Below are 24,305 nucleotides of genomic sequence, written 5' to 3'. Positions count from 1 at the left end.
GTCTTTTTTGATTTAGGCACGGTGGTATCTCGCTCGGTGCATCGCGCTTGTATCGCGCTCTATCGCTCTCGCCGCCACCAACGAAGTAAAACAGGCTTTTCTTCTCCATCCAATAACCGTCGGATATTGTCGTAATGGCGAAATAAAATCAGGCAAGAAAGCATGGCTACGGGCATGGTAAATTGCGGCTTAATCCACCAGGTAAACAGCGGGGCGACAATCGCGGTGACGATCGCGCTTAATGACGAATAGCCGGTTAAGACCAAGACTAGCCCCCAGGTGGCGACCAGCAATCCAGTGAGACTTAACCCGATCGGTGCCATTGCGCCGAGCGCGGTAGCAACCCCTTTCCCGCCTCGAAAATGAAAAAACACCGGATAAATATGACCAAGGCATGCAGCAATCGCGATTAGCCCCAGTAAAAAAGGATTGATCCCGACTAAGTAACTAAGCCACACCGGGATCGTGCCTTTGAGCATGTCGCATAACAGCACCAGTGCCGCCGCAAACCGTCCACCGAGCCGATAAACATTGGTCGCGCCTGGATTTTTAGACCCTTGATCTCTGGGATCGGGTAAGCCAAAGGCACGACAAACCAGAACGGCACTAGAAACAGAGCCGAGTAAGTAGGCAGCGATGATGATGGCAATGGCCAGTGCAGTCATGTGAAATCCCTAGAGTTTGTGCCGCATTCGTTGCTATAGTGCGCCCACGTTCATCGATAAACCTATCATGGATCGGAACGTATCACGTATCCATCTGTCAATGGACACATCCAATGATACGAACTTTCTTACCACAGTGGTATCCGACCTGTCACGGAGTGTGAAAAAACATGGATTCCGTATTCATAGAACAACTCGACGTGTACACCACTATCGGTGTTTACGATTGGGAACAAACCATCCAGCAAAAGTTGGTGTTCGATATTGAAATGGCGCACGACAATCGCCCTGCGGCCCAACAGGATGACGTCACCCTTGCGCTTGATTATGCTAGCGTCAGTGACGCCGTTATTGCCCACGTTCAAGCCAGCCGCTGCGCACTCATCGAGCGCGTCGCCGAAGAGGTTGCGAGCCTGATCCAATCTCAATTTGGCGTGCCTTGGGTGAAAATCCGCGTCGCCAAACCCGGCGCTGTGGCGCCCGCACAGTCTGTAGGCGTTGTTATAGAGCGAGGCACACGGTGACACAAGCATTAGTCAGTATCGGCTCGAACATTGAGCGCGATTTTCATATTGAAGCGGCCGTTCACGCTCTGCGTCAACTCGATCCACAGTGTCGGTTTTCTCGCATTTTTGAAGCCGAGCCGGTCGGGTTTGAAGGCCCTAACTTTTATAATCTCATTGCCGAACTTCATACCGCCCAGCCATTAGAGACCTTTTGGCAGGCCATCCGCGATATCGAACGGCAGCATGGCCGTCAGCGTGATGACATTAAGTATCGCGATCGTACCTTGGATATCGACTTACTCATCTTTGGTGATCACTGTCAACCCAGTGGCCCTACCTTACCCCGCAACGATATCTATAAATTTGCTTTTACCCTTTGGCCGCTCGCCGAACTGTGTCCAACACAAGCGGTGCCGGGAGATGGTCGTACCTTCGCTCAACTTTGGCAGGCATTTGACCAGCACCAACCACTATGGCCTATTGATACGCCGGCCTATTTGAAGGATCAATCATCATCATGAGCCTATTCGAAGCCTTCTTTTTAGCCTTGATTCAGGGACTGACTGAGTTTCTTCCCATTTCCAGCTCCGCGCACCTGATCCTCCCTTCCCAGTTATTTGGTTGGGCCGATCAAGGGTTAGCGTTTGATGTGGCCGTGCATGTGGGCACGTTGGCGGCAGTCATCGGCTATTTTCGCCGTGAAGTCCGGAATTTGCTCGGCGCGTTTTTCGCATCCTTAGCAGGAAAACACAGCCGCGATAGTCAATTAGCTTGGATGATCGTCTTAGCGACTATCCCAGCTTGTCTTGCCGGGCTGTTCCTAAAAGACTTGATAGAATTGTACTTACGCTCGGTATGGGTGATCGCAGCCACTACCTTGGTATTTGGCGCCCTATTGTGGTGGGCCGATCGTCACGCGCGGCTTGCCAATGACGAATACCAAACCACCCAGTCGCGGGCATGGTTGATTGGTATCGCACAAGCGCTGGCATTAATCCCAGGGACATCTCGCTCTGGCGCGACCATCACCGCCGCCTTAATGCTGGGCTACACACGCGAAGCCGCGGCACGATTCTCGTTTTTGATGTCGATTCCGATCATCACTCTGGCGGGTTCCTACCTTGGTTTGCAACTGGCAACGAGTCCTGAGCCGGTTGCGTTAGCGCCAATCGGTGTGGGCGTGTTGGTTTCGTTTGTCAGTGCATATGCCTGTATCCACGCGTTTTTAAAATTGGTCACGCGCGTGGGAATGCTCCCTTTTGTTATCTATCGTTTGGTACTCGGCGCGGTCTTAATCGCTTTTATCGCCGGATAAAACAGGCACCGCTGAGTAAAATAGGCGGCACTGCTGAGTAAAAAAAACCAAGCACGAGAGCGCTCGTGCTTGGTTTATTTTTTTGCCTCGGCTTTTTTACCTCGTCCTAATTGCAGCGCTACGTTCTGATTGCCGAGGGTCGTGGTCGAGTGGCTAAAACACCTTACTCGCCAGCCACCTTCATTGAATCAATAATGATCGACCCGGTTTGAATCTGACTACGGGTTTCAATGTCAGTGCCGATGGCGACGATATTGGCAAACATGTCATTCAAGTTACCAGCAATGGTGATCCCACTGACTGGGTACTGTATTTCGCCCTTTTCCACCCAAAAACCAGCGGCACCGCGTGAGTAATCGCCGGTGACTGGGTTAACACCTTGCCCCATCAGTTCGGTAACCAGCAATCCGGTTCCTAATGTTTTAAGCATGGTATCCGTATCTTGGCCCGTGTGGCTCACGTACCAGTTATGAATCCCGCCGGCATGACCTGTGGGTGCCATATCTAGCTTACGGGCGGCATAACTGGTCGCTAGGTAGGTTTTCAAGATCCCTTGCTCAATAATGCGTCTGTCTTGTGTGATCACCCCTTCGCTATCAAACGGCGCACTGGCGGCCCCTTTACGCACATGGGGCAATTCATTAATAGTGAGCCAATGCGGAAATATCTGCTCGTCCTTTTTGTCTAATAAGAACGAGGATTTGCGGTACAGTGCCGATCCGCTAATCGCCATGACCAAATGACCAAACAACCCCGTTGCGACACTACGATCGAACATCACGGGCACTTGGCATGTCGAGACACTGCGCGGGTTCAAACGGGCAACCGCATGTTTGGCCGCTTCAACCCCGACAAATGCAGGGGTCCATAAATCGGCTTTGTCACGCGCCACTGTGTAGCTCATATCACGCTCCATGCCGCCCTCGCTTTGCGCAATCACCGAGCAGCTTAGCGCCTGTTGACTTGACGGATAGCTCCCGAGCATACCGTGGCTATTGCCATATACTCGGATCCCATAGTGACTGTCATAGCTGGCACCATCACTGAACTTGATCCGGCTGTCATGATTCAGGGCTGCTTGCTCAGCTTCAATCGCCAATGCAGCGGCGGTATCCGGTTCGGGCTCATCCGGATAAAACAAGTCCAAATCCGGGTAGTCGAACGCCATCAAGTCTTTCGGCGCCGGACCACCAAAGGGATCGGGCGAGGTATAGCTCGCGATTTCTAACGCGGCTTCGACCGTTTTAGCTATCGCTTTTTCAGATAAATCGGTGGTGGAGGCGCTGCCTTTACGCTGATCGCGATACACGGTGATGCCGAGCGCACCATCTTGATTAAATTCAACGTTTTCGACTTCGCCCATTCGCGAGCTTACACTGATGCCGGTACTTTTGGTGATAGCGACTTCGGCTTGATCACTTCGCGCCGACGCCATATCTAGCGCACGACTTACCGCTTGGCGAAGCTGCTGCTCTTGTTCAGCGACCTGTTGTTTCACACTCATAGTTGACCTTTTTGATTCGCATTCGAGTTCGACATCGTGAGCTCAGCGAGGCTATGATAAAAAAGCCCGCGTTTGGGCGCGTTTCTTGTTAACATACGTGTCATTGCACATTCTCACTGAGGTTGAACATGGGCCGTAAAAATAAACCCGCTCCCTGGGAGGAAGAGGAAGAAATCATCTGGGTCAGCAAGTCCGAGATGAAGCGCGATATGCTTGCTTTACAATCGCTCGGCGAAGCGCTGGTTAAACTCAAACCCGCGGTATTAGAAAAATTCCCGCTTGATGACAACTTGCTCTCTGCGATTCTCGACGCACAACGTTTAAAAAACGAAGCCCGTCGACGCCAGCTCCAGTACGTGGGCAAATTGATGCGATCGCGCGATCCTGAACCGATACAAGCAGCGCTCGATAAGTTGCAGAACAAACATGCTCAACATAGCATGGCGCTACAAAAAATTGAGCAGCTACGCGATCGTATTATCGATCAGGGCGATAGTGCGATTAGTGATGCGCTCTTACAGTATCCTGATGCTGACCGTCAGCGTTTACGCCAGTTGGCACGTCAGGCTCAAAAAGAGCAACAGCAAAATAAGCCGCCCAAGGCCTATCGCGAGATCTTCCAATATCTCAAAGGCTTTTACGACCAAAGCCTATAAAACAATACGCCAGTGCCTCGCACTGGCGTAGATTGGTTAAGATTCGGTGCCACCGACGGTCATCGCATCTAATTTCAATGTCGGTTGCCCAACACCAACAGGCACGCTTTGCCCGGCTTTCCCGCAAACCCCAACGCCAGGATCAATCGCCAGATCATTGCCCACCATCGATACCTGCTGCATGGCTTCAACACCACTACCAATTAAGGTCGCGCCTTTCACCGGAGTAGTGATTTCACCCTTTTCAATCAGGTAAGCTTCTGACGTAGAGAATACAAATTTCCCCGAGGTGATATCGACCTGCCCGCCGCCAAAGTTCGGCGCATATAAGCCTCGCTCAACACTGGCAATGATCGATTCAGGGGTACTGTCTCCACCTAACATATAGGTATTGGTCATGCGTGGCATCGGCAAGTGTGCATAAGACTCGCGACGACCATTCCCGGTGGGCGCCACACCCATGAGTTTGGCATTGTGCTTATCTTGCATATAGCCTTTGAGTACGCCATTTTCGACCAATACATTGTACTGGCCTGGCACCCCTTCATCATCGATACTCAACGAGCCGCGACGATCATTCATGGTGCCGTCATCAACGATGGTACACAGAGGAGAGGTTACTTGCTCACCAAGGCTACCGGTAAATACCGATGACTCTTTGCGGTTAAAGTCCCCTTCTAACCCGTGACCGACCGCTTCATGCAGCAACACGCCCGGCCAACCTGCGCCCAACACCACGGGCATCGTCCCTGCTGGTGCCGCGTCTGCACGAAGGTTGACCAGCGCGAGACGGATAGCTTCATCAGCAAATTGCAACGCGCGCGACTTACCCGCCTGCTCGTGCAAAAAGACCTCGTAACCATAGCGGCCACCGCCACCAGCACTGCCGCGCTCACGACGACCATCTTGCTCAACTAACACTGAGACCGATAAGCGCACCAAAGGACGAATATCGGCGCCATAGGTACCGTCCGTCGCTGCAATCAGCACTTGCTCATACAAGCCGTTTAAACTGGCATTCACTTCTTTGACGCGTGGCTCTTTAGCACGAATATAGCTATCGATTTCTTTTAATAAATCAATTTTCTGCTCACGCGTCAGGCTTCCCAGCGGATCAATGGGCCCATAGTAAGGGGTCGCTTGGACGGCACGAAAGGCGCTGACCTTACCGTGTCCACCCACAGGTGCAATGCCCCGCGCCGCAGTCGCACTTTGCATCAGCGCATCAATGGTAAGTTGATCAGAATACGCGAAGCCGGTTTTTTCTCCGCTAATTGCTCTGACACCAACGCCACGGTCGATATTAAAGGAGCCGTCTTTAATAATGCTGTCTTCCAGCGCTAACGATTCATGCCAAGTGGATTGGAAGAAAATATCGCCATAGTCAATCTGGCGACCGCTTAAGTGCGCCAGCGTCGCATGAAGCTGCGACTCACTCACGCCCGCCGGGCGCAGTAAGGTTTCTTCGACCTGTTCCAGACTCATTCGCTTACTCTTGGTTGTGGCCGCCGAGCTGGCAGCCGAAAGAAAAAGATAACGCGCCGAGGGTGCGCTATTTCAGTTGGCTTTGCAACCGGGTATGAGACAGTACGGGCATCTTGCCCCGAATGGATTCACTGACACTAAAATCAAGCTCTGCCCACGTCACCCCGGGTTCACGCCCCAGGGATGTGACCACTTGCCCCCAGGGATCAATAATCATCGAGTGCCCCCAGGTTTGCCGCCCTTTACTGTGCTCGCCACACTGGCCTGCGGCAATAATCCAACACTGGGTTTCAATTGCCCGAGCGCGTAGCAGGGGCTCCCAATGCGCTTGACCGGTCACGCGGGTAAAAGCTGCCGGCACGGTGATGACGTCGGCCCCTTGCGCGCGTAGCGCTTGGTACAAAGGCGCGAACCGTAGATCGTAACAAATGCTCAACCCTAGGCAACCGAAGGGCGTATTCACCGTCGACAGTTGGTCGCCCGCGGCAAAGTAATCTGATTCTCGATACCGGCCATGCGCATCAGCCACCTCGACATCAAACAAATGTAATTTATCGTAGCTGCCCCGAAGATGCCCGGCATTATCGAACACTAAACTGGTACTGCTCAGCAGCCCGTTGTCATTTTGGATGGGAAAAGCGCCCACCACTAACCAAAGGTCGTACTGGTGCGCCAACTTGGCAAGCTGTTGCTGCAACGGGCCATGGCCCAATCGTTCAGCATGACGTTGATAATCACGTTTCCCGCCAAACACTAACGCATTTTCTGGGGTCAGCACCAGTTTCACGCCTTGATCACTGAGTCGGTGCAAACTGGCTTGCAGTGTCTTCATGTTATGGGCGGGATCGGCACTGGATGTCATTTGGATAACACCGGCTTTCATCATGCTCACTCCTTGGCTTTTTCTGCCTGCTCGCGCAATCGTTCAGTCGCTTCGGGGGGAAGGGCTAACGCTTCTTGGTTACGCGACACTTCCCGAATATCTGGTGTGCCAATCGAACCTGTCACCTGGTAGCGTACTTGGGTAAACACATCCATCACCGGAGAAATTGCTGTCGTCACCGCGAGTACATACAGCGCGGTTTGCGGCGTAACCGCAAAGGCACTTAATACCGGGATCCCTGAGGTAATATCCGGCGTAAAACGCACATCCGCATTGACTTGGTTTTCCACTAAATTGGCAATACCTTTGATAACCATATCACCGGCAATGCCATCCATGCGGATATTATCGGTGACCAAGACGCCATTTGTGATCACGGCCCGCCCCGTGATGTCATCAAACGCCAGCCCATCGTCAAACACGCCCGAGAAATCGAGCTGAATTTTACGCAAAATAGAATCTAAGCTAAATAACCCTAACAATTTGCCCGCGCCACCAACACCACTGATATAACCGTCTTGGATATCCGCACTTACCTCGCCATTGAGGCTGGATATATCAGCTTGCCAAGGTAAACCGGCATAATTCAGTGCGGCTTGGGTGGTAAAGCTTGCATCTTGGATCCCACCACTGACGCCAAATCGTCCCATGAGATCCGAGGTACTTTCGCCACCCAGTGCTAACGTCAATGCGGTTTGATGGCGCCCTTGTTTATCTATCCGCCAATGCCCATTGACCGCTGCATGGTTATTGCCGCTTTTTACCGTCAGTGACGACAGTGTTAGCTGCTGATCGTGTTTATTGACAACGGCCTCGACACGTCCCAGTCGATACCCTTCTAACCAAAGATCATCAATCGTGAGGCGTGATGGCGGAATGGCCGCCAGTAAGGCTTTGTCTGCAGCCGTGGCTTGGGGATCCACAGGCTGAAAGAGTGGTGCGTCGGTAGGTTGGGTCTGGTCGGACGGCTGTCGATGGATATGCCAGTGATCAATATCGACAGCTAAACGACCTTCTATTGGCCAGTTTGCTTGTCCGCTGAGCTCCTGACTGCCGACCAGCACATGCCATCCCTTCGCTTTTTGACGCGCGGCCACTGATAAGTCATGAAAAGCGAGCTTCCCGGCCGAGAGTTGATCGACTTTGACATTCACACGTTGCGGTATCGGTAAGCCAGGGTATTGATGTTGCCGATCCGGCCATGCTTGCCGCACGTGTTTCCACACTGCGTGCCACGCGTCTACATCCAAGCGTGCAAGTGCCAGATCAAAGCGATGACCGCGAGTGGCGAGGAGTGTGGGTTGTTTATCGCCAACTTGCCACTGACTGGACACAAATTCTGGGGTCGCACCTTGGGTATTAATTCGTGCTTGATAATTCACATTTGGCAACTGTACGCGCCCCGTTAACCCTTCACGGTTACCGCTTGCTTCTATATGCGCCTGCCCTTTTTGCCAGCGCGGTTTGTGAAGCGGCGCAGGCAGCGTTGATTGCAGTGGTGTCGTATCGACATCAATGCCGAGCTGGTAGTCAAACCCCGTATCATGAAGGGTAAGATCGAGCCCAGCCTGCCAACGTGCGCCACCAGAAAGGTAAGGCTTGAGCGGCAGCGATAACTGGTTCAGCAATGGCACTATGTCCCAATCCGCCTCGATACCTACATCCAACTGATAGCCGGCAGAGGCAGCTTCGCCCGCAAGATCTAGGTTGATAGCTTGCCCCAGCCACTGAGCACTCATCGATTGGGCCGTGATGCCATCGTCGTCAAACGACAGTGCCCCCGAGACATTGTCCAAGGCCATAGCAGGCGTTTGAATCCTGACTTGGTTGCCCGCAAAGTCCACCTTGCCGGTTGCATGAGGTTGCTCACCATCAAGCGGGATCGATAAACCTAACTGCGCATTGACTAATCCGTCGACGTTGATATGAGTTAAGGCGGCACCGACCGTATCCACTAATGGGGTGGCCAGCATATAGCGGTGCACCGCGTCTCCTGTCGCCGAGAGCGAGGCCTTGAGTTCAAGGCGACTGTCTGCCTCGGTCATGTCGACAATGTTTGCCTGAACCTGACGACTGACGGCATCGTTTAAGCGAACATGATCACCCTCAATCGTCAGGCCTGCGTTGTCGAACAAGAGTGTCGCATCAAGCTCTGTCAGCGTCGGCCAGGCGGTATCAAAGCTAAATGCCCCATTGCGCAGCGGCACTTTGGCTTGAAAAATGCCATCATGCTCACGGTATGGAAAACTATCTAGGGCACCAAACCAAAGGATTTCACTGCCCTCGGCTTGGCCTCCTTGAATGGCACGTGATAAATATCCGGTCAATGATTCAGGCAGGGCGCGCGTTGGCAAATAACGCCACGTTTGTCCGGCATCGGTCACATCGGCATGGGCGTAAAGCGCAAGAAATGGCGCCCCCTGCTTGGGAATATCAAGACGAAAGGCGCCGGTTCCGTGAACATCTGCACCGGTGACCGCTGCCTTTTCGCTCCAAATCGAGACGCCTTGGCTCGTCGGTTGCCAATTGAGGGTGAGCTGACCTTGTTCAAGTGGCAAAGGCGCTTGAAAAAAGTCGCCATATGGCAGCGACTGCGCGCCAAGTTCAAGCTGTGCCTGACCACGTCCTCCCTCGCCAGATAGGGTAGCATTTAAGCCATGAAACGCCGGAAAATACCCCCAGCGTTCGGCCGACACCTCGGTCAGTGTCGCTTGATAGCGTAGCGGCGTTGTCGGTTGTTTGCTTAATGCGAGGGATTCAACCTGGCCCGCCGGTGCCAGCGCGGCCGCTATACGGTGCTGTTGTTCCGACTGACTGACCAAGCCGAGTAAAGGCTGTAATAAGGCAATATCCAGGTCGGCCGCATTGAGACGCCAACGCTCGTTCGTTCCTTGCCATGACAGCCGAGAAATCGCAGGGGCTGTGGTGGCATTTTGCTTCACCCATATTCCGTCCGTATCCACGCGCCACGCACGTTTGCCTTCTGCGGTCAGTTGGACTTGGCTATCTTTCACCGCCCAGGTTTTTGCCTCTTCCGCGCTGTCATGCCATTTGAGCGCGAGATCATCAATCGATAACAACGCATCACGGGGTTGGCCGCGTTCCACGCGCACCCAGGCTTGGGCATCTAAACGCGCCGCATCAATGGTCACTGAGGGCGTCAATGTTTGCGTGAGCCACGGCGCGAGATCCATCGCTTCACTGGCAAGATAAAAATCGCCAGTCAGGGTGTCGACGCCTTGGGTTTCAGTGAAAGCGGCTTTAACACGCACGGCTTCTAACTGGGTGCCTTTTACCCCAATTCGCGCTTGTACCTGATGTTGTCCTGCTTGATTACGCCAAAAGAGATCCTTGATAGTTAATACTTCTGTTTCAAGCGATGGGGTCACCAGGATGACTTTGGCGTTCGGTATCGAGAATTGGCCCAAACGGGCAAGGAAGAGATCTTCAAGCCGGGCACGCACATTGGTACCCGTGTCTTTTTCTGGCAACTGACCGGTATCCAGCACCAGGCCATCGAGTGTTACATGAGAAAAAACCGGTTGCCAACGCATCAGTGTTGCGGAGACATCAAGCTGTAAATCAATATGCTGAGCCGTCAAAAGCGCCGATCCATTATCGCTCGTCGCTAGAGAGACATTTTTTAATGTCAGTGAAGGGGTCAAATTACGCCACTGCCCGGCAATGCCCTCAAGTTGCGCACTGAACCCCGTCTGCTCAGACACCCATTGCCGTAACGGCGCTTGCAAAAGCTCAACATTAGGCAATAGAAAGCGCAAACCGCCTATCAATAAGGCGGTGATGACTATCATGCTGATCACGCTGGTCATTAACCAGCTGACACTTTTTCTCACCCAAGCCATGGCTTACATCATTACTACGTCAAACTGTTCTTGTGTATACAAAGGCTCTGACTTCACTTTGACTTGCTTACTAATAAATATTTCCAATTCAGCCACAAGGTGAGAGTCTTCACCGGCAAGGGCTTCAATGACTGCCGGCGCGGCATAGACAACAAACTTATCCGCATCATAGGTACGATTGACCCGAGTGATTTCTCGCAGCACCTCATAACAGACGGTTTCCACGGTTTTGACCGAGCCACGCCCGTCACACGTCGGACACCCGCCACACAGCACGTGTTCGATGCTTTCTCGTGTCCGCTTACGGGTCATTTCGACCAAGCCTAACTGGGTAAAGCCATTAATGTTGGTTTTTACTCTGTCTTGGCTCAATGCCTGCTCAAGCGAGTGCAGCACGCGACGGCGATGCTCATCCGTGCTCATATCGATAAAGTCGATAATGATGATCCCGCCCAGATTTCTCATCCGAAGCTGGCGTGCAATAGCGCGAGTGGCTTCAATGTTGGTATTAAAAATGGTTTCATCGAGGTTGCGGCGTCCAACAAAGGCGCCGGTATTAATGTCGATGGTGGTCATCGCTTCCGTCTGGTCGATGATCAGGTAGCCGCCCGATTTTAGCTGTACTTTACGCTCTAACGATCGTTGAATTTCGTTTTCCGTGTCATACATATCAAAGATGGGCGCTTGTCCGTCGTAATACGCCAACTTATCGGCTAATTCAGGCACAAATTCGGAGGTAAACTCTTGTAGCTTTTCATAGGCCTGTTTGGAATCGACCCGAATCAAGTCTAACTCAGTGCCGACAAAGTCACGGACAATGCGCTGCGCCAACGCAAGCTCGCCATACAGCATGGACTTGGTTTTATATCGGGCGCGTCGCTCTAATACCTTGTTCCATAATCGCTTTAAAAAGGCGGCATCTTGCGCCATTTCATTATCTGTTGCGCCCTCAGCGGCCGTGCGAATAATAAAGCCACCCAGCTCGTCACAATACTCACTGACGATGCTTTTTAGGCGTTTGCGCTCATATTCGCTCTCGATCCGTTGCGATACGCCCACATGGGCAGCGCCAGGCATGAAAACCAGATAGCGCGAGGGCAAGGTAATGTCAGTGGTTAAACGCGCGCCTTTTGTGCCTAGCGGATCTTTCACCACCTGCACCACAATATCTTGCCCTTGACGGACAAGTTCGGAGATATCGCGAACTTGAAATTGCTGTTTCTCGTTTTCTGATACGCATTCGGTATGAGGAACAATATCAGAGGCGTGTAAAAACGCGGCCTTCTCTAAGCCAATATCGACAAAGGCTGCCTGCATCCCAGGCAAAACACGACTGACCTTACCTTTGTAGATATTGCCTACAATTCCGCGTTTCGCTTCACGTTCTATGTGAATTTCTTGGAGGTTGCCCCCCTCTACCATCGCCACCCTCGTTTCACTGGGTGTGACGTTTATTAACAGTTCCGCACTCATGGTTTCCCCGATGTCTCAAAAGTGGGGCCTAGCGCCACTCGTTGGTGCGCTCAGACCGAAAATTGTTTGAGCAGTTGCTCGGTTTCATACAGTGGCAAACCAACGACGGCGTGATAGCTTCCATCGATACGGGTCACAAACTTACCGCCCAATCCTTGAATCGCATATGCACCGGCTTTATCCGCGGGCTCCCCCGACTGCCAATAAGCATCAATCATCTTATCCGTCAGTGAACAAAACCAGACTTTGGTGGTGACAACGGTGGTGACTTGCTTGATGGCATTTGCCACTGTCACGGCCGTCATCACTTGATGCTCTCGCCCAGACAGCTGTTTAAGCATCCGGGTTGCATCGGCTTGATCTATCGGCTTTTCCAGTACTTGGTCACCATCAACCACAATGGTATCCGCGCCAAGTACCGGGATGTGCCCACCCGTTTGTATCACGCCGGCTCGCGCTTTATCTTGCGACAAGCGTGAGACATAGGCATAGGGCGATTCGCTCGCGTTTTGTTTTTCCTCTACATCGATGACGACACGAGAAAAGTTGACGCCCATTTCGGTGAGCAGTTCATGGCGTCGAGGCGATCCCGAGGCCAGGTATAAATCACAATGCATAGTCCCTCGCTAACGAATGGCAAACCGACGGCGTAACCGGCGCAATAGTAAGAACACCCAGGGCCACAGTATGAAGTTAAGCACACCCGCCCAAAGCTGTTCAGGATTAAACTGTACGTTAGAGACTAAATACTCCGCCCAGAACTCGATCAATTTTCCAGCCAAGGTCAGTAAAGACAGTAAAAGCGCTTGGTGCCAATAGGACATATTGCGCAGTAATTGAAAATTAAGCGCGACAATATATATCAAAATGGCCATGGTCATCCCTCGAACGCCCAAGGTGGAGCCCAACATCAGATCCCATAACAACCCGACCACTAACGCTGTCCCCACATTCACTCGATGTGGCAACGCCAGAACCCAGTAAAATGCGACGAGCAAGACCCAAGAAGGACGAAAAGGCGCCAGTTCACCGGGCCACGGAGCGGCCTGCAAAATCAACGCAACCATGAAGGAGAGCCAAATAACCAATTGGCCACGAAATGTCACATTTGCCATTATGGTGATTCTCCCTCGCTACCTGACGACGGCGCAGAGTCAGATGACGGGTTTTCTTGCTCAGATGACGATTGACTCATAGGCCGATCGGAGGGCGCATTATCGGCTTTTTCTGGGGTTGGCCAGACTAAAAGAAGATAACGTAACCGATCGAATTTTACTGCGGTTGTCGCGGTGACTTGCGCAAAGGGACGTTTATTATCAAACGAGAATTCTGTCACCGTGCCCACTGGATAGCCTTCAGGAAAGACGCCGCCAAGCCCGGATGTCACTAATTTATCGCCCACTTTAATATCCGTGCTACTCGGAATATTATCCAAACCGATATAGGCGGTGGTCCCACGGCCAGACGCTATCACGCGAATATCATTGCGCATCACTTGAACTGGCACCGCATGAGTAGGATCAGTGAGTAACAAGACACGGCTATTATGCGCACCGACATAAGCAACCTGTCCGACGACCCCGTGTTCATTGATCACTGGCTGCCCTTCATACACACCATTGGTGCGTCCTTTATCGAGCATCACTTGGTGTTTATAGGGATCAGAATCGACCGCCATCACTTCGGCGACCATTTTTCGTTCATCACGAATAAACGACGATCCGAGTAGCTCACGTAAGCGTTGATTTTCGCGCTCTGTCTGTGCCAATAGAAGCTGATCACTTTCGAGCTGCAACACTTGTTTGCGTAAGGCGCGATTTTCAGCCACTACACGTTGATGAGCGCGAAACTGCATCACTAATTCATCAAGGGTGTCACGAGGCACATTCGATGCATACTGAAGCGGTGCAACCAAGGTGTTGAGGAAATAGCGGACCCCGGCAAAAGCATCAAGACGACTATCAGCCAGCATAAGGCTGACTGATAGTAGAAGCGCGAAAAACAGGCGTAATTGCAGAGACGGTCCTCTGCCAAACATAGGTTTCATAATGAAAACAACCTGTTTGTTGGCACAGTCACGTTAATCTTCGCTAAAAAGATCGCCGCCATGCATATCGATCATCTCAAGCGCTTTACCCCCACCCCGTGCAACACAGGTCAGTGGATCTTCCGCCACAACCACCGGAATCCCCGTTTCTTCGGTCAGTAAACGATCGAGATCGCGCAGAAGAGCGCCGCCGCCGGTAATCACCATGCCGCGCTCGGAGATATCGGACGCAAGCTCTGGTGGGCACTGCTCTAACGCCACCATCACTGCCGAAACGATACCGCTCAGCGGCTCTTGTAGCGCTTCCAAGATTTCGTTGGAGTTTAGCGTAAAGCTACGTGGCACACCTTCAGCAAGGTTACGACCGCGAACTTCAATTTCGCGCACTTCATCGCCCGGATAGGCTGAACCAATCTCGTGCTTAATGCGCTCTGCCGTCGCTTCACCAATCAAGCTGCCATAGTTACGGCGAACATAATTGATAATGGACTCGTCAAAACGGTCACCACCAATACGCACTGATGAGGAATAAACCACACCGTTAAGCGAGATGACCGCCACTTCGGTGGTACCACCACCGATATCAATCACCATCGAACCGGTCGCCTCGGAAACCGGCAGGCCAGCGCCAATCGCCGCGGCCATCGGTTCGTCAATCAGATAAACTTCACGCGCACCCGCGCCCACGGCTGATTCGCGAATGGCACGGCGTTCAACTTGGGTAGAACCACAAGGCACCGCCACTAGCACTCGTGGGCTCGGACGCATGTAGCTATGATCATGCACAGACTTAATAAAGTGCTGTAACATTTTTTCGGTGACATAAAAGTCAGCAATGACGCCGTCTTTCATCGGGCGGATCGCGGCAATATTACCTGGCGTTCTACCCAGCATTTGCTTCGCATCATGACCCACAGCAGCCACACTCTTAGCAGAACCCGCGCGGTCTTGACGAATAGCGACAACAGACGGCTCATCCAGAACAATGCCCTGTTCTTTTACATAAATCAGTGTATTGGCGGTTCCCAAATCAATCGATAGATCGTTGGAAAACATCCCGCGAAGTTTCTTAAACATGATGGTCAGTTAATCCTGCAAGCTGTGAAATCAGACAAATTGAGCTAAATGTATCAACGCGCACGGTAAGCAGCAAGATACGGTGCTTTAAACCTGAATGAGATCTGTGTTTTTTTTCAATGCGCTGTCATTTTGATGATTTTTCCATCAAAAACGCATCATTCCCTTTGTTTTTCTGCCGCGGGTGACTGGCATGATTCACCGATCACCAACGTCGTGGACGCTTGTTGTGAAGCCGTTGCCTCCTGATACATCAAATAACACGCGGGCGCTGGCTGCTCATGGAACAACCAAATAAAGTCAACGCGGTTTTGTTCAGGGTATCGTCGTATCTGCCAACGTGTGGTGTCCTGCAGCGCGCTCACTAACTTAGGCAGCGCACTGATTTGGGGATAGCCATATGTTACGCCTATTTCGATACCGTCGACGGTCAGTGATTGAGCAGGCTGATCGGTGATTTTCTCGGCTTTCGCCAAGGCAAACGTCCGTGTCGAGGCACTATCAATACCACTTTTTAACCCTTTCAACGCTGACACATTCGCATCGGCTTCATAATCATAGAACTTAGGTACCGCAATGACGACAAGAACTGACAAAATACTGACTAATAATACGGCTTCTAACCATCCACGTCCCTGTTGAAATACTTTTTTTTCCCTAAGCATCATCGTTTTCCCCAGCGGCGTCGCTTTTTCTGGGCAGGATGCGGTGACATTTCGGCACCCAGCAAACGCCCTTGCCCACCTGCCACACCAAGATCTTTCACCACGGACCACTCCTCATTCGTTTCCACACCGACGGCAAGCACCTCCGTGCTGGTTGCTTCACAAGCGCCCAACACACTGCGCAAATACAGCTGGTTTTCAGGGCGTTGGTGAATATTGCGGACCAGGCTACGATGCAGCTTGATATAAGCCGGTTGAATATCTTTTACGTAGTGAGTGCTCACTATCGTTCTGCCTGCTTGGTCAACGACAAGTCGGCACCCTAACGCGGCAATCATTCGTAAGCAAGGTCGCGCGGCATCAAAGTGCGAGACTAAAGCGCCCTCCGAGACTTCCACCAGCAGTCGATTTAATGTACTGCGTGGAGTTTGTAGCAAGGCATCACGCAGCCAAATCACAAATTCGCGCTGACATAGTGAGTATGCACTAACATTCACCGCATAGTTATCAATATGATCACGCGTTTTTAGCCACCATAACGCACGTCCCACGGTAGCCTTGTCGAAAGTAACATCCATGCCGACCCACTCGACCCCGGGCCAAAAGCGCGATGCTTTTAACACTTTACCTTTTTCGTCTTTAATTCGACCCAAAAGTTCATAATGGAGACGGGTTTTGCCATCTCGTGCAAACACGGGTTGGCGGTAGAGCATGGGGCCTTCACCCGCCATTACCGACTCGAGTAAGGTTCGCCAACGTACACTGCCGCGTTTATCCAAACGGCTGAGTTGTTTATCAAACTGTGACCAGCCATTTTGTCCTGTTAGCTCCGCCGCTTTTAGCGCTCGCTCAGCTTCATCCATTAATCGGCCACGCCGCTCCCCCGCGCCAAAAGAAGTCATGCCCAAATGAAACCAGTTATCTTTCTCCAACGCCTCTGACGGCGTCAGTTTATCTAAAGCGTTGGTGATTTGCGCCAAGAAAGGGTGCACTTCATCCCCTGCCTGGTTGACCAATAGGATGGCAAAATCAGACGCAAAGTAACGCGCAAGCACGGCATCGGGAAAACGCTGAGTCGCATTAGAGAGCACGTTACCGATAGCTTGAATCAAGTGATCCGCGGCCTCTTGACCATGTTGCGCGACCAACTCATCCCAGTCGGCGACACGGACTAAAATAACACTGCCTTGACTCGCATCATCGGTCGCCAGTGTATGCAGCCGGTTATCAAACATCACGCGGTTCGCGGCTCCCGTTAGCTGATCGAGAAAGGTATTTGTGCGGATAAAGGTGTCAAAACGACTCCGCTCCTGCCGAGCCTCTTTAAGCTCCTCAATGAGCTGACTCAACGCAGCACTCGCGGGAATAGGCCATTCTCGAGGGTCGCCTTGCTGTGCCTCATCCAGGCGGCCCGCCAAAACTAATCGGCCACGCTGCTCCAAGACTTCACTGCCATACAGTTGCCGCCGTAACCATCCGATCCCCCACGCTAAACCAAGGACAATCACCAAAATCGCCGCCGACAACGAAAAGAGGGGGCCAATCGAATACGCAAACTCGGCATAAGGCGGGACAAATGTGAGTTTCACGGCATAACCAGGATGACTGTCGAGCGGAATATCTCGCGTGATAACTTGTTGTGTGGCGATCGTTTGATATTGGATTTGTTCGTATTGATACAAGATCCCGGTTTCTGAATAGATGGTCAAAGAGGTCACGTCACTGGCTTTGAGCATTTTGGGCAACCAGCGTGAAAAATACTGATTGTCTCGTTGCTCGCTCGCCATCTCTTGATCAATCACCTCGACCATGCCATCGACGTAATGCGAGATAAAGTCGATCCCCAGCTGGCGAAAACTGATAGCGCCACCAATAAATAAAACGAAAATGGCGCACACCACGATTAAGGTGACAAATGCAACGAGTCGGTTGGTCAGCTTCATTCCGCTGACTTTAATCGCATTAGCTGTTCTATCCATGATTCTCTGCTGACTGAGGTCGCCTTTTGGGGCTCGTAGCCGCTATTATCAGGCTTAGTGATCATAATGTGAATGCCTAGCCACCATCCGTGGCTACCTTTTCTTCCCCAAGAGGACTCATGGACTGGATTACCTGTACCAAAAGCTTTATTTGTGTGGTCGATCAGGGCTCGTTAGCACAAGCTGCCACGCAACTACATACCTCAAGCTCAGCCTTATCCAAACGCCTGAGTTGGCTTGAGCGCCAGCTTGGCGTGCAACTGTTAAAACGCACCACCCGAAGCTTGTCGATGACCGATGCCGGTGATCTTTTTTATCACCGAGCAAAAACCTGGGTCGACGATTGGCAACAATTAGTCAGTGAAACCACGTCTACCTTTGGGGAAGTCAGCGGCATATTACGTATTGGTGCGCCATTGGTGACAGGGAACCGTTTTCTGGTCAACTTTATTGCTGAGTTTCTTGAGATTTATCCGAAAATCAAGGTTGAGCTCACCACCTTGACCCCAGGACAGCTCCCTGATCTTAATCTTGATGTGGTGATCAGCCGCGAGCTCGAGTACTTCAACTCTGCCAGCTATATTGCGGCAAAGCTGTTTGATTTTCAGCCTGGCTTTTTTGCCTCGCCCACCTATCTTGCTCGGCACGCGCCGATAACCCACCCTGACCAACTAAGCCAACATAATATTTTGCTCTATGGTCACTCCCATCAGCCTCAAGAGCGGGTCTTCGAAGATGGCACACGTTTGCAGTTGTCGGGAAACTTTGTCTCGCCTAATCCTGAAGCCTTAGTGAGCGCTGCGGTCATTGGCATGGGCATTATTTTAGGAGGGGCTGGGACCGTGCAAAAAGAAATTGATCAGGGCTTATTGGTTCCCGTATTGCCTGCACTCAAGCAGCCACGCTCATCGGCTTATGCGTATTACCCCAAGTTGGAGTACAACCACACGAAGACCAAGCTATTTATCGATTTTATTAAACAAAAAGTTAAACAGTTGTACATTTAGCACGCGCCACCCTGTTATGGGAGGCTAGGTTCTATCAGGGGTTAGGCGATTTTGGAAAAAGTATTTTATTTTTTGTCTATATATCACTAACAATTGCTGCGCTAGGGTAGGGCTAAACACTCACCTCACAGCGATACGATATTTATGTCTTACTATCATCCTCAATACCCTGATACGCCTGCGCTTAAAAAAGCAGCTAAAAAGCGTATTCCTGCCTTCGCGTTTGATTATCTTTGTGGCGGTTGTCACGACGAAATTGGGGTGGCGCACAATGCAAGCTCCTTCACTCAAGTAAAGCTGCAATCTGATTTACTCGCCCCGACCCCCGACATTGACTTATCGGTCGAACTATTTGGCAAACACTACGCCGCCCCATTCGGTGTCGCGCCCGTCGGATTACAAGGGCTGATGTGGCCAAAAGCGCCAGAAATTCTCGCGAAAGCGGCTTATAAGGCGAACCTTCCTTATGTACTCAGCACCGTATCCTCAGCGAGTCTTGAAACCATTGCCGAGATCTCTGAGGGCACGGCGTGGTACCAGCTGTATAACCCGACGGATGCCGAGATCCGTGACGATCTGATGGGACGCATCAAACGAGCAGGGTATAAAGTGCTGGTGGTGACGGTGGATGTCCCCACCTTTGGTTATCGTCCTCGCGATATCAAAAATGGCTTGGCCATGCCGCCCAAAATGAACCTTCGTAATATCGCGCAAATGATGCAATGTCCGAGCTGGAGCTGGCATACACTCCTTGCCGGTATTCCTGAAATGCAGACTTTGAAACCTTACATGCCCAAGAATATGCCCACCAGCGAGCTGGCTAACTTTATGAATAATACCGTGATGGGCGCGGTCGACTTTGAGAGCCTAAAAGTGATCCGGGATAACTGGGATGGGCCATTAGTGCTTAAAGGGCTGGTCAATCCTGAGGATGTCGCACAAGCGGTTGCGCTGGGCGCAGATGGTGTGGTGCTATCCAATCATGGCGGCCGCCAGTTAGATGTGGGCGAATCCCCGTTAGATACGATTCAAACCATTAAGCATCAGTACGGCGATAAAATTAAACTGTTAATGGACAGCGGCGTACAAAGCGGTGGCAACGTAGCGCAGGCCATGGCAATGGGTGCTGACTTTACCTTGCTGGGCCGAACGTTTGTTTATGCTTGTGGCGCCGTGGGTCAACACGGCGGTGAGCATGCCATTGAAATGCTCACTCAACAAATGACTCAGGTGATGGGCCAATTAAAATGCCCCACACCAACCCAACTGCCTCACTTTTTAAAAGCTGGGCCTGGCGTTGCCTAATCTCATGCCGTGAATCAATACGACATCCTAAAAACAAAGCGCCCCAATCACGGGGCGCTTTGTCGATCAAGCTTTGTCGATAACGATATGGCGCTCAGATAGCCGTTGGTTAAGAACGTAGCCTAGAACGGAATATCGTCGTCAAAGTCAGGCAGATCATTATACTGCTGCTGAGGTTGCGACTGAGGCTGAGATTGTGGTTGCGGGGCCGCTTGCTGCTGAGGTGGTTGTTGATTCATGTTTTGCTGAGGCTGCTGAGGTTGACCCCATCCACCTTGCTGCTGCGATGGCTGCTGCATTGGCTGGCCTTGGTTTTGGCCGCCGCGACCACCCAGCATTTGCATGCTACCGCTAAACGGCTGTACCGCCACTTCCGTGGTGTAGCGATCTTGACCGCTTTGGTCTTGCCATTTACGCGTTTGTAGTTGGCCTTCAATATACACTTGCGAGCCTTTACGCAGATACTCACCGGCGACTTCTGCGGTTTTACCAAATAACACAACACGATGCCACTCTGTTTTCTCTCGCATCTCACCGGTGTTTTTATCACGCCATGACTCCGAGGTCGCGAGGCTTAGGTTCGCCACCGCACCGCCGTTGGGAAGGTAACGGATTTCCGGATCATTGCCCAAATTACCAATCAAGATGACTTTATTTATGCCACGGCTGGCCATAGGTGACTCCCATTGTTGCTGTTACGCGCGAAATGATTTCGCTCACTGGATAAATAAGCATGAAGTCTAGCACGAGCCCCCTCGAGGTTCGAAACTTTTCAACGCGATCAGGTTCCAGATTCTGCGCTTGCAATGGCGTAACAATGCGTTACCACAAAGTGGATATACCTGAGCAATGAAAATAGTTTAAACTGATACAAATCTTGCCTCGCCTTGGCGTTTGTGAACGGACAGTGCCCAGCGCTCACGCAGCGACGCCGGTTAAGTGATCATTAGTAGGATGCTTATGAACCAAGCAGAAACCACTTCAGACCATTACACCCTTCTTCTTATTTCCCAGCCTAGCATGTCTGTTTCGGCGTTAATGACGTGTTTAGAAAAAGAAACACATAGTGCCGTTGAACTCGTGCCTCCCCACGAGATTGCAGCCAAACTGACTACGCGCTCTGGACTGGTGCTCATTGATCTCAATGCCTTTGATGACACCGCTACCGACCAACTCAAACAAACGTTAGCACCCTTTGCCGAGCAACACGTATTCGCCTTACTCAATGCCCATGATTTGAGTGCCAAAGAGCTGGCGAGCTGGCCTTTTATCAAAGGGGTATTTAAAAAAGAGGATGAAGTGCATCACCTTTGTCACGGCATTGAAAAGATGTTTTCCGGTGAGTATTGGTTGCCCCGCCATAAAATGGCTGCCTTAATCCATTATTACCAGCAGCATCACCAGCAAACCATTGACGAGCAGGCGGTTGTGTTGACTAACCGTGAACAGCAGATTTTGCATCATTTGGTCACAGGTGCCTCAAATCAAGATATCGCCAATGCCTTAGCGGTGAGTGAGCACACAGTCAAATCGCATCTGTATAACGTGTTTAAGAAAATCAACGTCAAAAACCGTGTCCAAGCGGTGTTCTGGGCGAAAAATAACGCCTCATTAATTGGCTTTACCGGACAAGAAGGTCCAGTCGATAATGACGAGGTCAATGGGTAACTTGGACCGCAGCTGTCCCCGCGTTACCATGGTGTGATTCTTAGCCAAAAAGGACGTTGTAGGATGGCTTTCGATGTATTTAATGGCGATGCAGACGGCCTAGCGGCATTGGTGCAATGGCGTCTTGCCTACCCTGAAGCCAATACGCTGATCACCGGGGTAAAACGTGATATTGCACTGTTAAAGCAGGTTCCCCTGGCCACTGAGCAGGTCACAGTGATGGATCTCTCCATGGCCAAAAATCAAGCTGCTCTTGACGCTTTGCTCGCCTCCGGCACCCAGGTTTTTTATGCCGATCACCACCAAAGCGGCGCCGTGCCTCAATCGCCTTTGCTTCATGCCCACATTCATACCGGCGCGAACACCTGCACCGCCTTAATTATTGATAAGCTTTTGCACGGTCAATATCGAGAATGGGCGCTGGTTGGTGCCTATGGCGATAATCTCCATCGTACCGCTAACGCCCTCGCCCACCAGTCACAAATAGCTGCCAGCCAACGTGATCGGCTTGAACAGCTTGGCCACTGTCTTAATTACAATAGCTATGGCGCCAGCCTGGATGATCTGATCATGCCTCCTGCCATCTTATATCGGCATCTGTGTGGCTTTGATACCCCCGATGCTTTTATGCGTGCTTATCCGGACATTGTAACGACCTTGGCAGAGGCCTACCAAAGTGACCGTGATAAAGCGAAAGCGCTAGCGCCTGAAACCACTGGAGATGGGGGTAAAATTTATCTGTTACCGGATGCTGCTTGGGCGCGTCGCATCAGTGGTATGTTAGGCAATCAGCTGGCAAACCAGGCGCCCGACAGTGCGCATGCTGTACTGACGCCGATGCCGAGCGGTGATTGGATGGTCAGTATCCGCGCGCCGTTAAATCGTCCCTCTGGCGCGGTGCAGTTAGCAGAGCAATTTGCTACCGGTGGCGGTCGGGCTGCCGCGGCGGGCATCAATGCCTTGCCTGCCACCGCCTTATCGGCATTTACCGCCGCGTTTATGGCACATTTTTCGCTATAGCGGGATCAGCAATATCGAAGCCGTCACGCTCTCACGCCCTGAGTATGCTTACGACTTGCGTCGCTGCCTGTAACCCAGCAAACTATTGCTCGATAATAAACTATTGCTTTATAACAAACTGTTGCTCTATAACAAACTGTTGCTCTATAAAAACGTTTTGCCTCATAAGATATATGCTGAGTGGCCACTTATTCGCAAGCCGGTAAGTGGCGTACATACAGCCTAACGTGCTGATGGCGACTCGATAAAACAAAGGATCCACGATGATTAAAAAATGTCTGTTCCCAGCGGCTGGCTATGGCACCCGCTTTTTACCGGCGACCAAATCGATGCCGAAAGAAATGATGCCGGTGGTCAATAAACCCCTGATTGAATATGGCGTAGATGAAGCGTTGGAAGCGGGCATCAATGGTATGTGTATCGTCACGGGGCGTGGCAAACATGCCATTATGGACCATTTTGATAAAAACTATGAGCTCGAACATCAAATCAGTGGCACCAATAAAGAAGCACTGCTGGACGATATTCGTAATACAATAGAAAAAGCCTCCTTCACTTACATTCGCCAACATGAGATGCGCGGGTTAGGTCACGCAATCCTGACAGGACGCGATTTAGTTGGCGATGAGGCCTTTGCGGTCGTCCTTGCTGATGATCTTTGCATTCATCCAGGCAACGGCGTGCTTAACCAGATGGTCGCGCTCTACAATCAGTTCCGCTGCTCCATTGTCGCCGTCGAAGAAGTGCCAGAAGATGAAACCCATAAATACGGGGTGATTGCGGGCCAAGAGATCAAAGATGACCTTTTCCGCGTAGACAATATGGTAGAAAAACCCGATCCCGGTAATGCACCGAGCAATCTTGCGATTATTGGCCGTTATATTCTCACGCCCGATATCTTTGATCTGTTAGAAAACACCCCACCAGGTAAAAATGGTGAGGTGCAGATCACCGATGCCTTGCTAAAACAAGCGCAGTCAGGCTGTGTGCTTGCCTATAAATTTAAAGGCGAGCGCTTTGATTGTGGCAGTGTTGAGGGCTTTATTGAGGCCACAAATCACTGCTATCAGCATCACTACCTCGGTAGCAGTAACAAAGATGAGGCAACCGTCAAAAATCCGTAATCGCCTCAGGTGCACTGGCGCGAGTGGTTTTTTCGATACGAGCAAAGGCTGTGTAAATATACA

The 24,305-nt window shown here is 51.4% G+C and carries 22 protein-coding genes; 9 read left to right on the top strand and 13 right to left on the bottom strand.

What is annotated here, in order from left to right; translation table 11 throughout:
- Positions 1–59: 59 nt before the first annotated feature.
- Positions 60–665 (bottom strand): glycerol-3-phosphate 1-O-acyltransferase PlsY, encoded by a 606-nt coding sequence (gene plsY / locus BZG81_RS01340; RefSeq protein ID WP_077676588.1) that lies wholly within the window; start codon positions 663–665, stop codon positions 60–62.
- A 170-nt stretch (positions 666–835) separates the two neighbouring features.
- On the opposite strand from plsY, the gene folB reads away from it, so the two are divergent.
- Genes folB through BZG81_RS01325 form a run of 3 tightly spaced genes read left to right on the top strand, consistent with a single transcriptional unit; the run spans position 836 to position 2,486 of the window.
- Positions 836–1,189, top strand: coding sequence for a dihydroneopterin aldolase (gene folB / locus BZG81_RS01335; protein ID WP_021022688.1), 354 nt, complete (start codon positions 836–838; stop codon positions 1,187–1,189).
- Entirely contained in the window at positions 1,186–1,692 is a 507-nt protein-coding gene (folK, locus tag BZG81_RS01330; RefSeq protein ID WP_021022689.1) for a 2-amino-4-hydroxy-6-hydroxymethyldihydropteridine diphosphokinase, read from the top strand. The genes folB and folK overlap by 4 nt, the downstream gene beginning before the upstream one ends.
- Entirely contained in the window at positions 1,689–2,486 is a 798-nt protein-coding gene (locus BZG81_RS01325) for an undecaprenyl-diphosphate phosphatase (protein WP_021022690.1), read from the top strand. The genes folK and BZG81_RS01325 overlap by 4 nt, the downstream gene beginning before the upstream one ends.
- Positions 2,487–2,649: 163 nt before the next feature.
- On the opposite strand, the gene pmbA is transcribed toward BZG81_RS01325, so the two are convergent.
- Positions 2,650–3,990 carry a metalloprotease PmbA gene (gene pmbA, locus BZG81_RS01320; RefSeq protein WP_077576246.1) on the bottom strand — a complete coding sequence of 447 codons (1,341 nt, stop codon included), beginning with the start codon at positions 3,988–3,990 and terminating at the stop codon, positions 2,650–2,652.
- Between the two features lie 128 nt (positions 3,991–4,118).
- Here pmbA and yjgA point away from each other — a divergent pair, with 128 nt between their 5' ends.
- Positions 4,119–4,646 (top strand): ribosome biogenesis factor YjgA, encoded by a 528-nt coding sequence (yjgA, locus tag BZG81_RS01315; RefSeq protein ID WP_021022692.1) that lies wholly within the window; start codon positions 4,119–4,121, stop codon positions 4,644–4,646.
- A gap of 36 nt (positions 4,647–4,682) precedes the next feature.
- Here the strand turns inward: yjgA and tldD are convergent, their stop codons facing one another.
- The 10 genes from tldD to csrD all read right to left on the bottom strand — a co-directional run bounded on the left by tldD (position 4,683) and on the right by csrD (position 18,118).
- A complete protein-coding gene (tldD, locus tag BZG81_RS01310) occupies positions 4,683–6,131 on the bottom strand; it encodes a metalloprotease TldD (RefSeq protein WP_021022693.1) in 1,449 nt (482 codons plus the stop codon).
- Between the two features lie 67 nt (positions 6,132–6,198).
- A complete protein-coding gene (locus tag BZG81_RS01305; RefSeq protein WP_021022694.1) occupies positions 6,199–7,017 on the bottom strand; it encodes a carbon-nitrogen hydrolase family protein in 819 nt (272 codons plus the stop codon).
- A 2-nt stretch (positions 7,018–7,019) separates the two neighbouring features.
- The gene (locus BZG81_RS01300; protein WP_077676587.1) at positions 7,020–10,877 is read right to left on the bottom strand and encodes a YhdP family protein; all 3,858 of its coding nucleotides are present in this window, start codon (positions 10,875–10,877) and stop codon (positions 7,020–7,022) included.
- Between the two features lie 3 nt (positions 10,878–10,880).
- Positions 10,881–12,350, bottom strand: coding sequence for a ribonuclease G (rng, locus tag BZG81_RS01295; RefSeq protein WP_021022696.1), 1,470 nt, complete (start codon positions 12,348–12,350; stop codon positions 10,881–10,883).
- A gap of 50 nt (positions 12,351–12,400) precedes the next feature.
- A complete protein-coding gene (locus BZG81_RS01290) occupies positions 12,401–12,967 on the bottom strand; it encodes a Maf family protein (RefSeq protein ID WP_021022697.1) in 567 nt (188 codons plus the stop codon).
- A 9-nt stretch (positions 12,968–12,976) separates the two neighbouring features.
- A complete protein-coding gene (gene mreD / locus BZG81_RS01285; RefSeq protein WP_021022698.1) occupies positions 12,977–13,465 on the bottom strand; it encodes a rod shape-determining protein MreD in 489 nt (162 codons plus the stop codon).
- The gene (gene mreC / locus BZG81_RS01280; RefSeq protein ID WP_077576252.1) at positions 13,465–14,397 is read right to left on the bottom strand and encodes a rod shape-determining protein MreC; all 933 of its coding nucleotides are present in this window, start codon (positions 14,395–14,397) and stop codon (positions 13,465–13,467) included. The genes mreD and mreC overlap by 1 nt, the downstream gene beginning before the upstream one ends.
- A gap of 33 nt (positions 14,398–14,430) precedes the next feature.
- Positions 14,431–15,474, bottom strand: coding sequence for a rod shape-determining protein (locus BZG81_RS01275; RefSeq protein WP_077459908.1), 1,044 nt, complete (start codon positions 15,472–15,474; stop codon positions 14,431–14,433).
- Positions 15,475–15,632: 158 nt separating this feature from the next.
- Positions 15,633–16,139 (bottom strand): hypothetical protein, encoded by a 507-nt coding sequence (locus tag BZG81_RS01270; RefSeq protein WP_077676586.1) that lies wholly within the window; start codon positions 16,137–16,139, stop codon positions 15,633–15,635.
- Complete coding sequence (gene csrD / locus BZG81_RS01265; RefSeq protein ID WP_077660154.1) at positions 16,139–18,118, bottom strand: RNase E specificity factor CsrD; 1,980 nt, start codon at positions 18,116–18,118, stop codon at positions 16,139–16,141. Before csrD ends, BZG81_RS01270 begins: the two co-directional genes overlap by 1 nt.
- A gap of 119 nt (positions 18,119–18,237) precedes the next feature.
- Here csrD and BZG81_RS01260 point away from each other — a divergent pair, with 119 nt between their 5' ends.
- Positions 18,238–19,125: a LysR family transcriptional regulator gene (locus BZG81_RS01260; RefSeq protein ID WP_077459909.1), complete on the top strand. Its 888-nt coding sequence runs from the start codon at positions 18,238–18,240 to the stop codon at positions 19,123–19,125.
- A gap of 144 nt (positions 19,126–19,269) precedes the next feature.
- A complete protein-coding gene (locus BZG81_RS01255; protein ID WP_077676585.1) occupies positions 19,270–20,430 on the top strand; it encodes an alpha-hydroxy acid oxidase in 1,161 nt (386 codons plus the stop codon).
- Positions 20,431–20,552: 122 nt separating this feature from the next.
- Here BZG81_RS01255 and BZG81_RS01250 read toward each other — a convergent pair whose 3' ends face one another.
- Complete coding sequence (locus tag BZG81_RS01250; RefSeq protein ID WP_021022705.1) at positions 20,553–21,104, bottom strand: single-stranded DNA-binding protein; 552 nt, start codon at positions 21,102–21,104, stop codon at positions 20,553–20,555.
- Between the two features lie 286 nt (positions 21,105–21,390).
- On the opposite strand from BZG81_RS01250, the gene BZG81_RS01245 reads away from it, so the two are divergent.
- The 3 genes from BZG81_RS01245 to galU all read left to right on the top strand — a co-directional run bounded on the left by BZG81_RS01245 (position 21,391) and on the right by galU (position 24,242).
- Positions 21,391–22,098 (top strand): LuxR C-terminal-related transcriptional regulator, encoded by a 708-nt coding sequence (locus BZG81_RS01245; RefSeq protein ID WP_077660156.1) that lies wholly within the window; start codon positions 21,391–21,393, stop codon positions 22,096–22,098.
- Between the two features lie 63 nt (positions 22,099–22,161).
- Entirely contained in the window at positions 22,162–23,118 is a 957-nt protein-coding gene (locus BZG81_RS01240; RefSeq protein WP_077676584.1) for an acetyltransferase, read from the top strand.
- Positions 23,119–23,381: 263 nt separating this feature from the next.
- The gene (gene galU / locus BZG81_RS01235; RefSeq protein ID WP_077577325.1) at positions 23,382–24,242 is read left to right on the top strand and encodes a UTP--glucose-1-phosphate uridylyltransferase GalU; all 861 of its coding nucleotides are present in this window, start codon (positions 23,382–23,384) and stop codon (positions 24,240–24,242) included.
- Positions 24,243–24,305 lie beyond the last annotated feature (63 nt).

The organism is Salinivibrio sp. MA607 (assembly GCF_001996245.1).
Taxonomy (GTDB): domain Bacteria; phylum Pseudomonadota; class Gammaproteobacteria; order Enterobacterales; family Vibrionaceae; genus Salinivibrio; species Salinivibrio costicola.
Note: the sequence above shows the minus strand (reverse complement) of the source record. Positions and strands in the feature narration are given on the sequence as shown.

Bases quoted from the DNA above. Each gene is read 5' to 3' on its own strand.
- plsY (WP_077676588.1), bottom strand. From the start codon at position 665: ATGACTGCACTGGCCATTGCCATCATCATCGCTGCCTACTTACTCGGC.
- folB (WP_021022688.1), top strand. From the start codon at position 836: ATGGATTCCGTATTCATAGAACAACTCGACGTGTACACCACTATCGGT.
- BZG81_RS01325 (WP_021022690.1), top strand. From the start codon at position 1,689: ATGAGCCTATTCGAAGCCTTCTTTTTAGCCTTGATTCAGGGACTGACT.
- pmbA (WP_077576246.1), bottom strand. From the start codon at position 3,990: ATGAGTGTGAAACAACAGGTCGCTGAACAAGAGCAGCAGCTTCGCCAA.
- yjgA (WP_021022692.1), top strand. From the start codon at position 4,119: ATGGGCCGTAAAAATAAACCCGCTCCCTGGGAGGAAGAGGAAGAAATC.
- tldD (WP_021022693.1), bottom strand. From the start codon at position 6,131: ATGAGTCTGGAACAGGTCGAAGAAACCTTACTGCGCCCGGCGGGCGTG.
- BZG81_RS01305 (WP_021022694.1), bottom strand. From the start codon at position 7,017: ATGATGAAAGCCGGTGTTATCCAAATGACATCCAGTGCCGATCCCGCC.
- BZG81_RS01300 (WP_077676587.1), bottom strand. From the start codon at position 10,877: ATGGCTTGGGTGAGAAAAAGTGTCAGCTGGTTAATGACCAGCGTGATC.
- rng (WP_021022696.1), bottom strand. From the start codon at position 12,350: ATGAGTGCGGAACTGTTAATAAACGTCACACCCAGTGAAACGAGGGTG.
- BZG81_RS01290 (WP_021022697.1), bottom strand. From the start codon at position 12,967: ATGCATTGTGATTTATACCTGGCCTCGGGATCGCCTCGACGCCATGAA.
- mreD (WP_021022698.1), bottom strand. From the start codon at position 13,465: ATGGCAAATGTGACATTTCGTGGCCAATTGGTTATTTGGCTCTCCTTC.
- mreC (WP_077576252.1), bottom strand. From the start codon at position 14,397: ATGAAACCTATGTTTGGCAGAGGACCGTCTCTGCAATTACGCCTGTTT.
- BZG81_RS01275 (WP_077459908.1), bottom strand. From the start codon at position 15,474: ATGTTTAAGAAACTTCGCGGGATGTTTTCCAACGATCTATCGATTGAT.
- BZG81_RS01270 (WP_077676586.1), bottom strand. From the start codon at position 16,139: ATGCTTAGGGAAAAAAAAGTATTTCAACAGGGACGTGGATGGTTAGAA.
- csrD (WP_077660154.1), bottom strand. From the start codon at position 18,118: ATGGATAGAACAGCTAATGCGATTAAAGTCAGCGGAATGAAGCTGACC.
- BZG81_RS01260 (WP_077459909.1), top strand. From the start codon at position 18,238: ATGGACTGGATTACCTGTACCAAAAGCTTTATTTGTGTGGTCGATCAG.
- BZG81_RS01255 (WP_077676585.1), top strand. From the start codon at position 19,270: ATGTCTTACTATCATCCTCAATACCCTGATACGCCTGCGCTTAAAAAA.
- BZG81_RS01250 (WP_021022705.1), bottom strand. From the start codon at position 21,104: ATGGCCAGCCGTGGCATAAATAAAGTCATCTTGATTGGTAATTTGGGC.
- BZG81_RS01245 (WP_077660156.1), top strand. From the start codon at position 21,391: ATGAACCAAGCAGAAACCACTTCAGACCATTACACCCTTCTTCTTATT.
- BZG81_RS01240 (WP_077676584.1), top strand. From the start codon at position 22,162: ATGGCTTTCGATGTATTTAATGGCGATGCAGACGGCCTAGCGGCATTG.
- galU (WP_077577325.1), top strand. From the start codon at position 23,382: ATGATTAAAAAATGTCTGTTCCCAGCGGCTGGCTATGGCACCCGCTTT.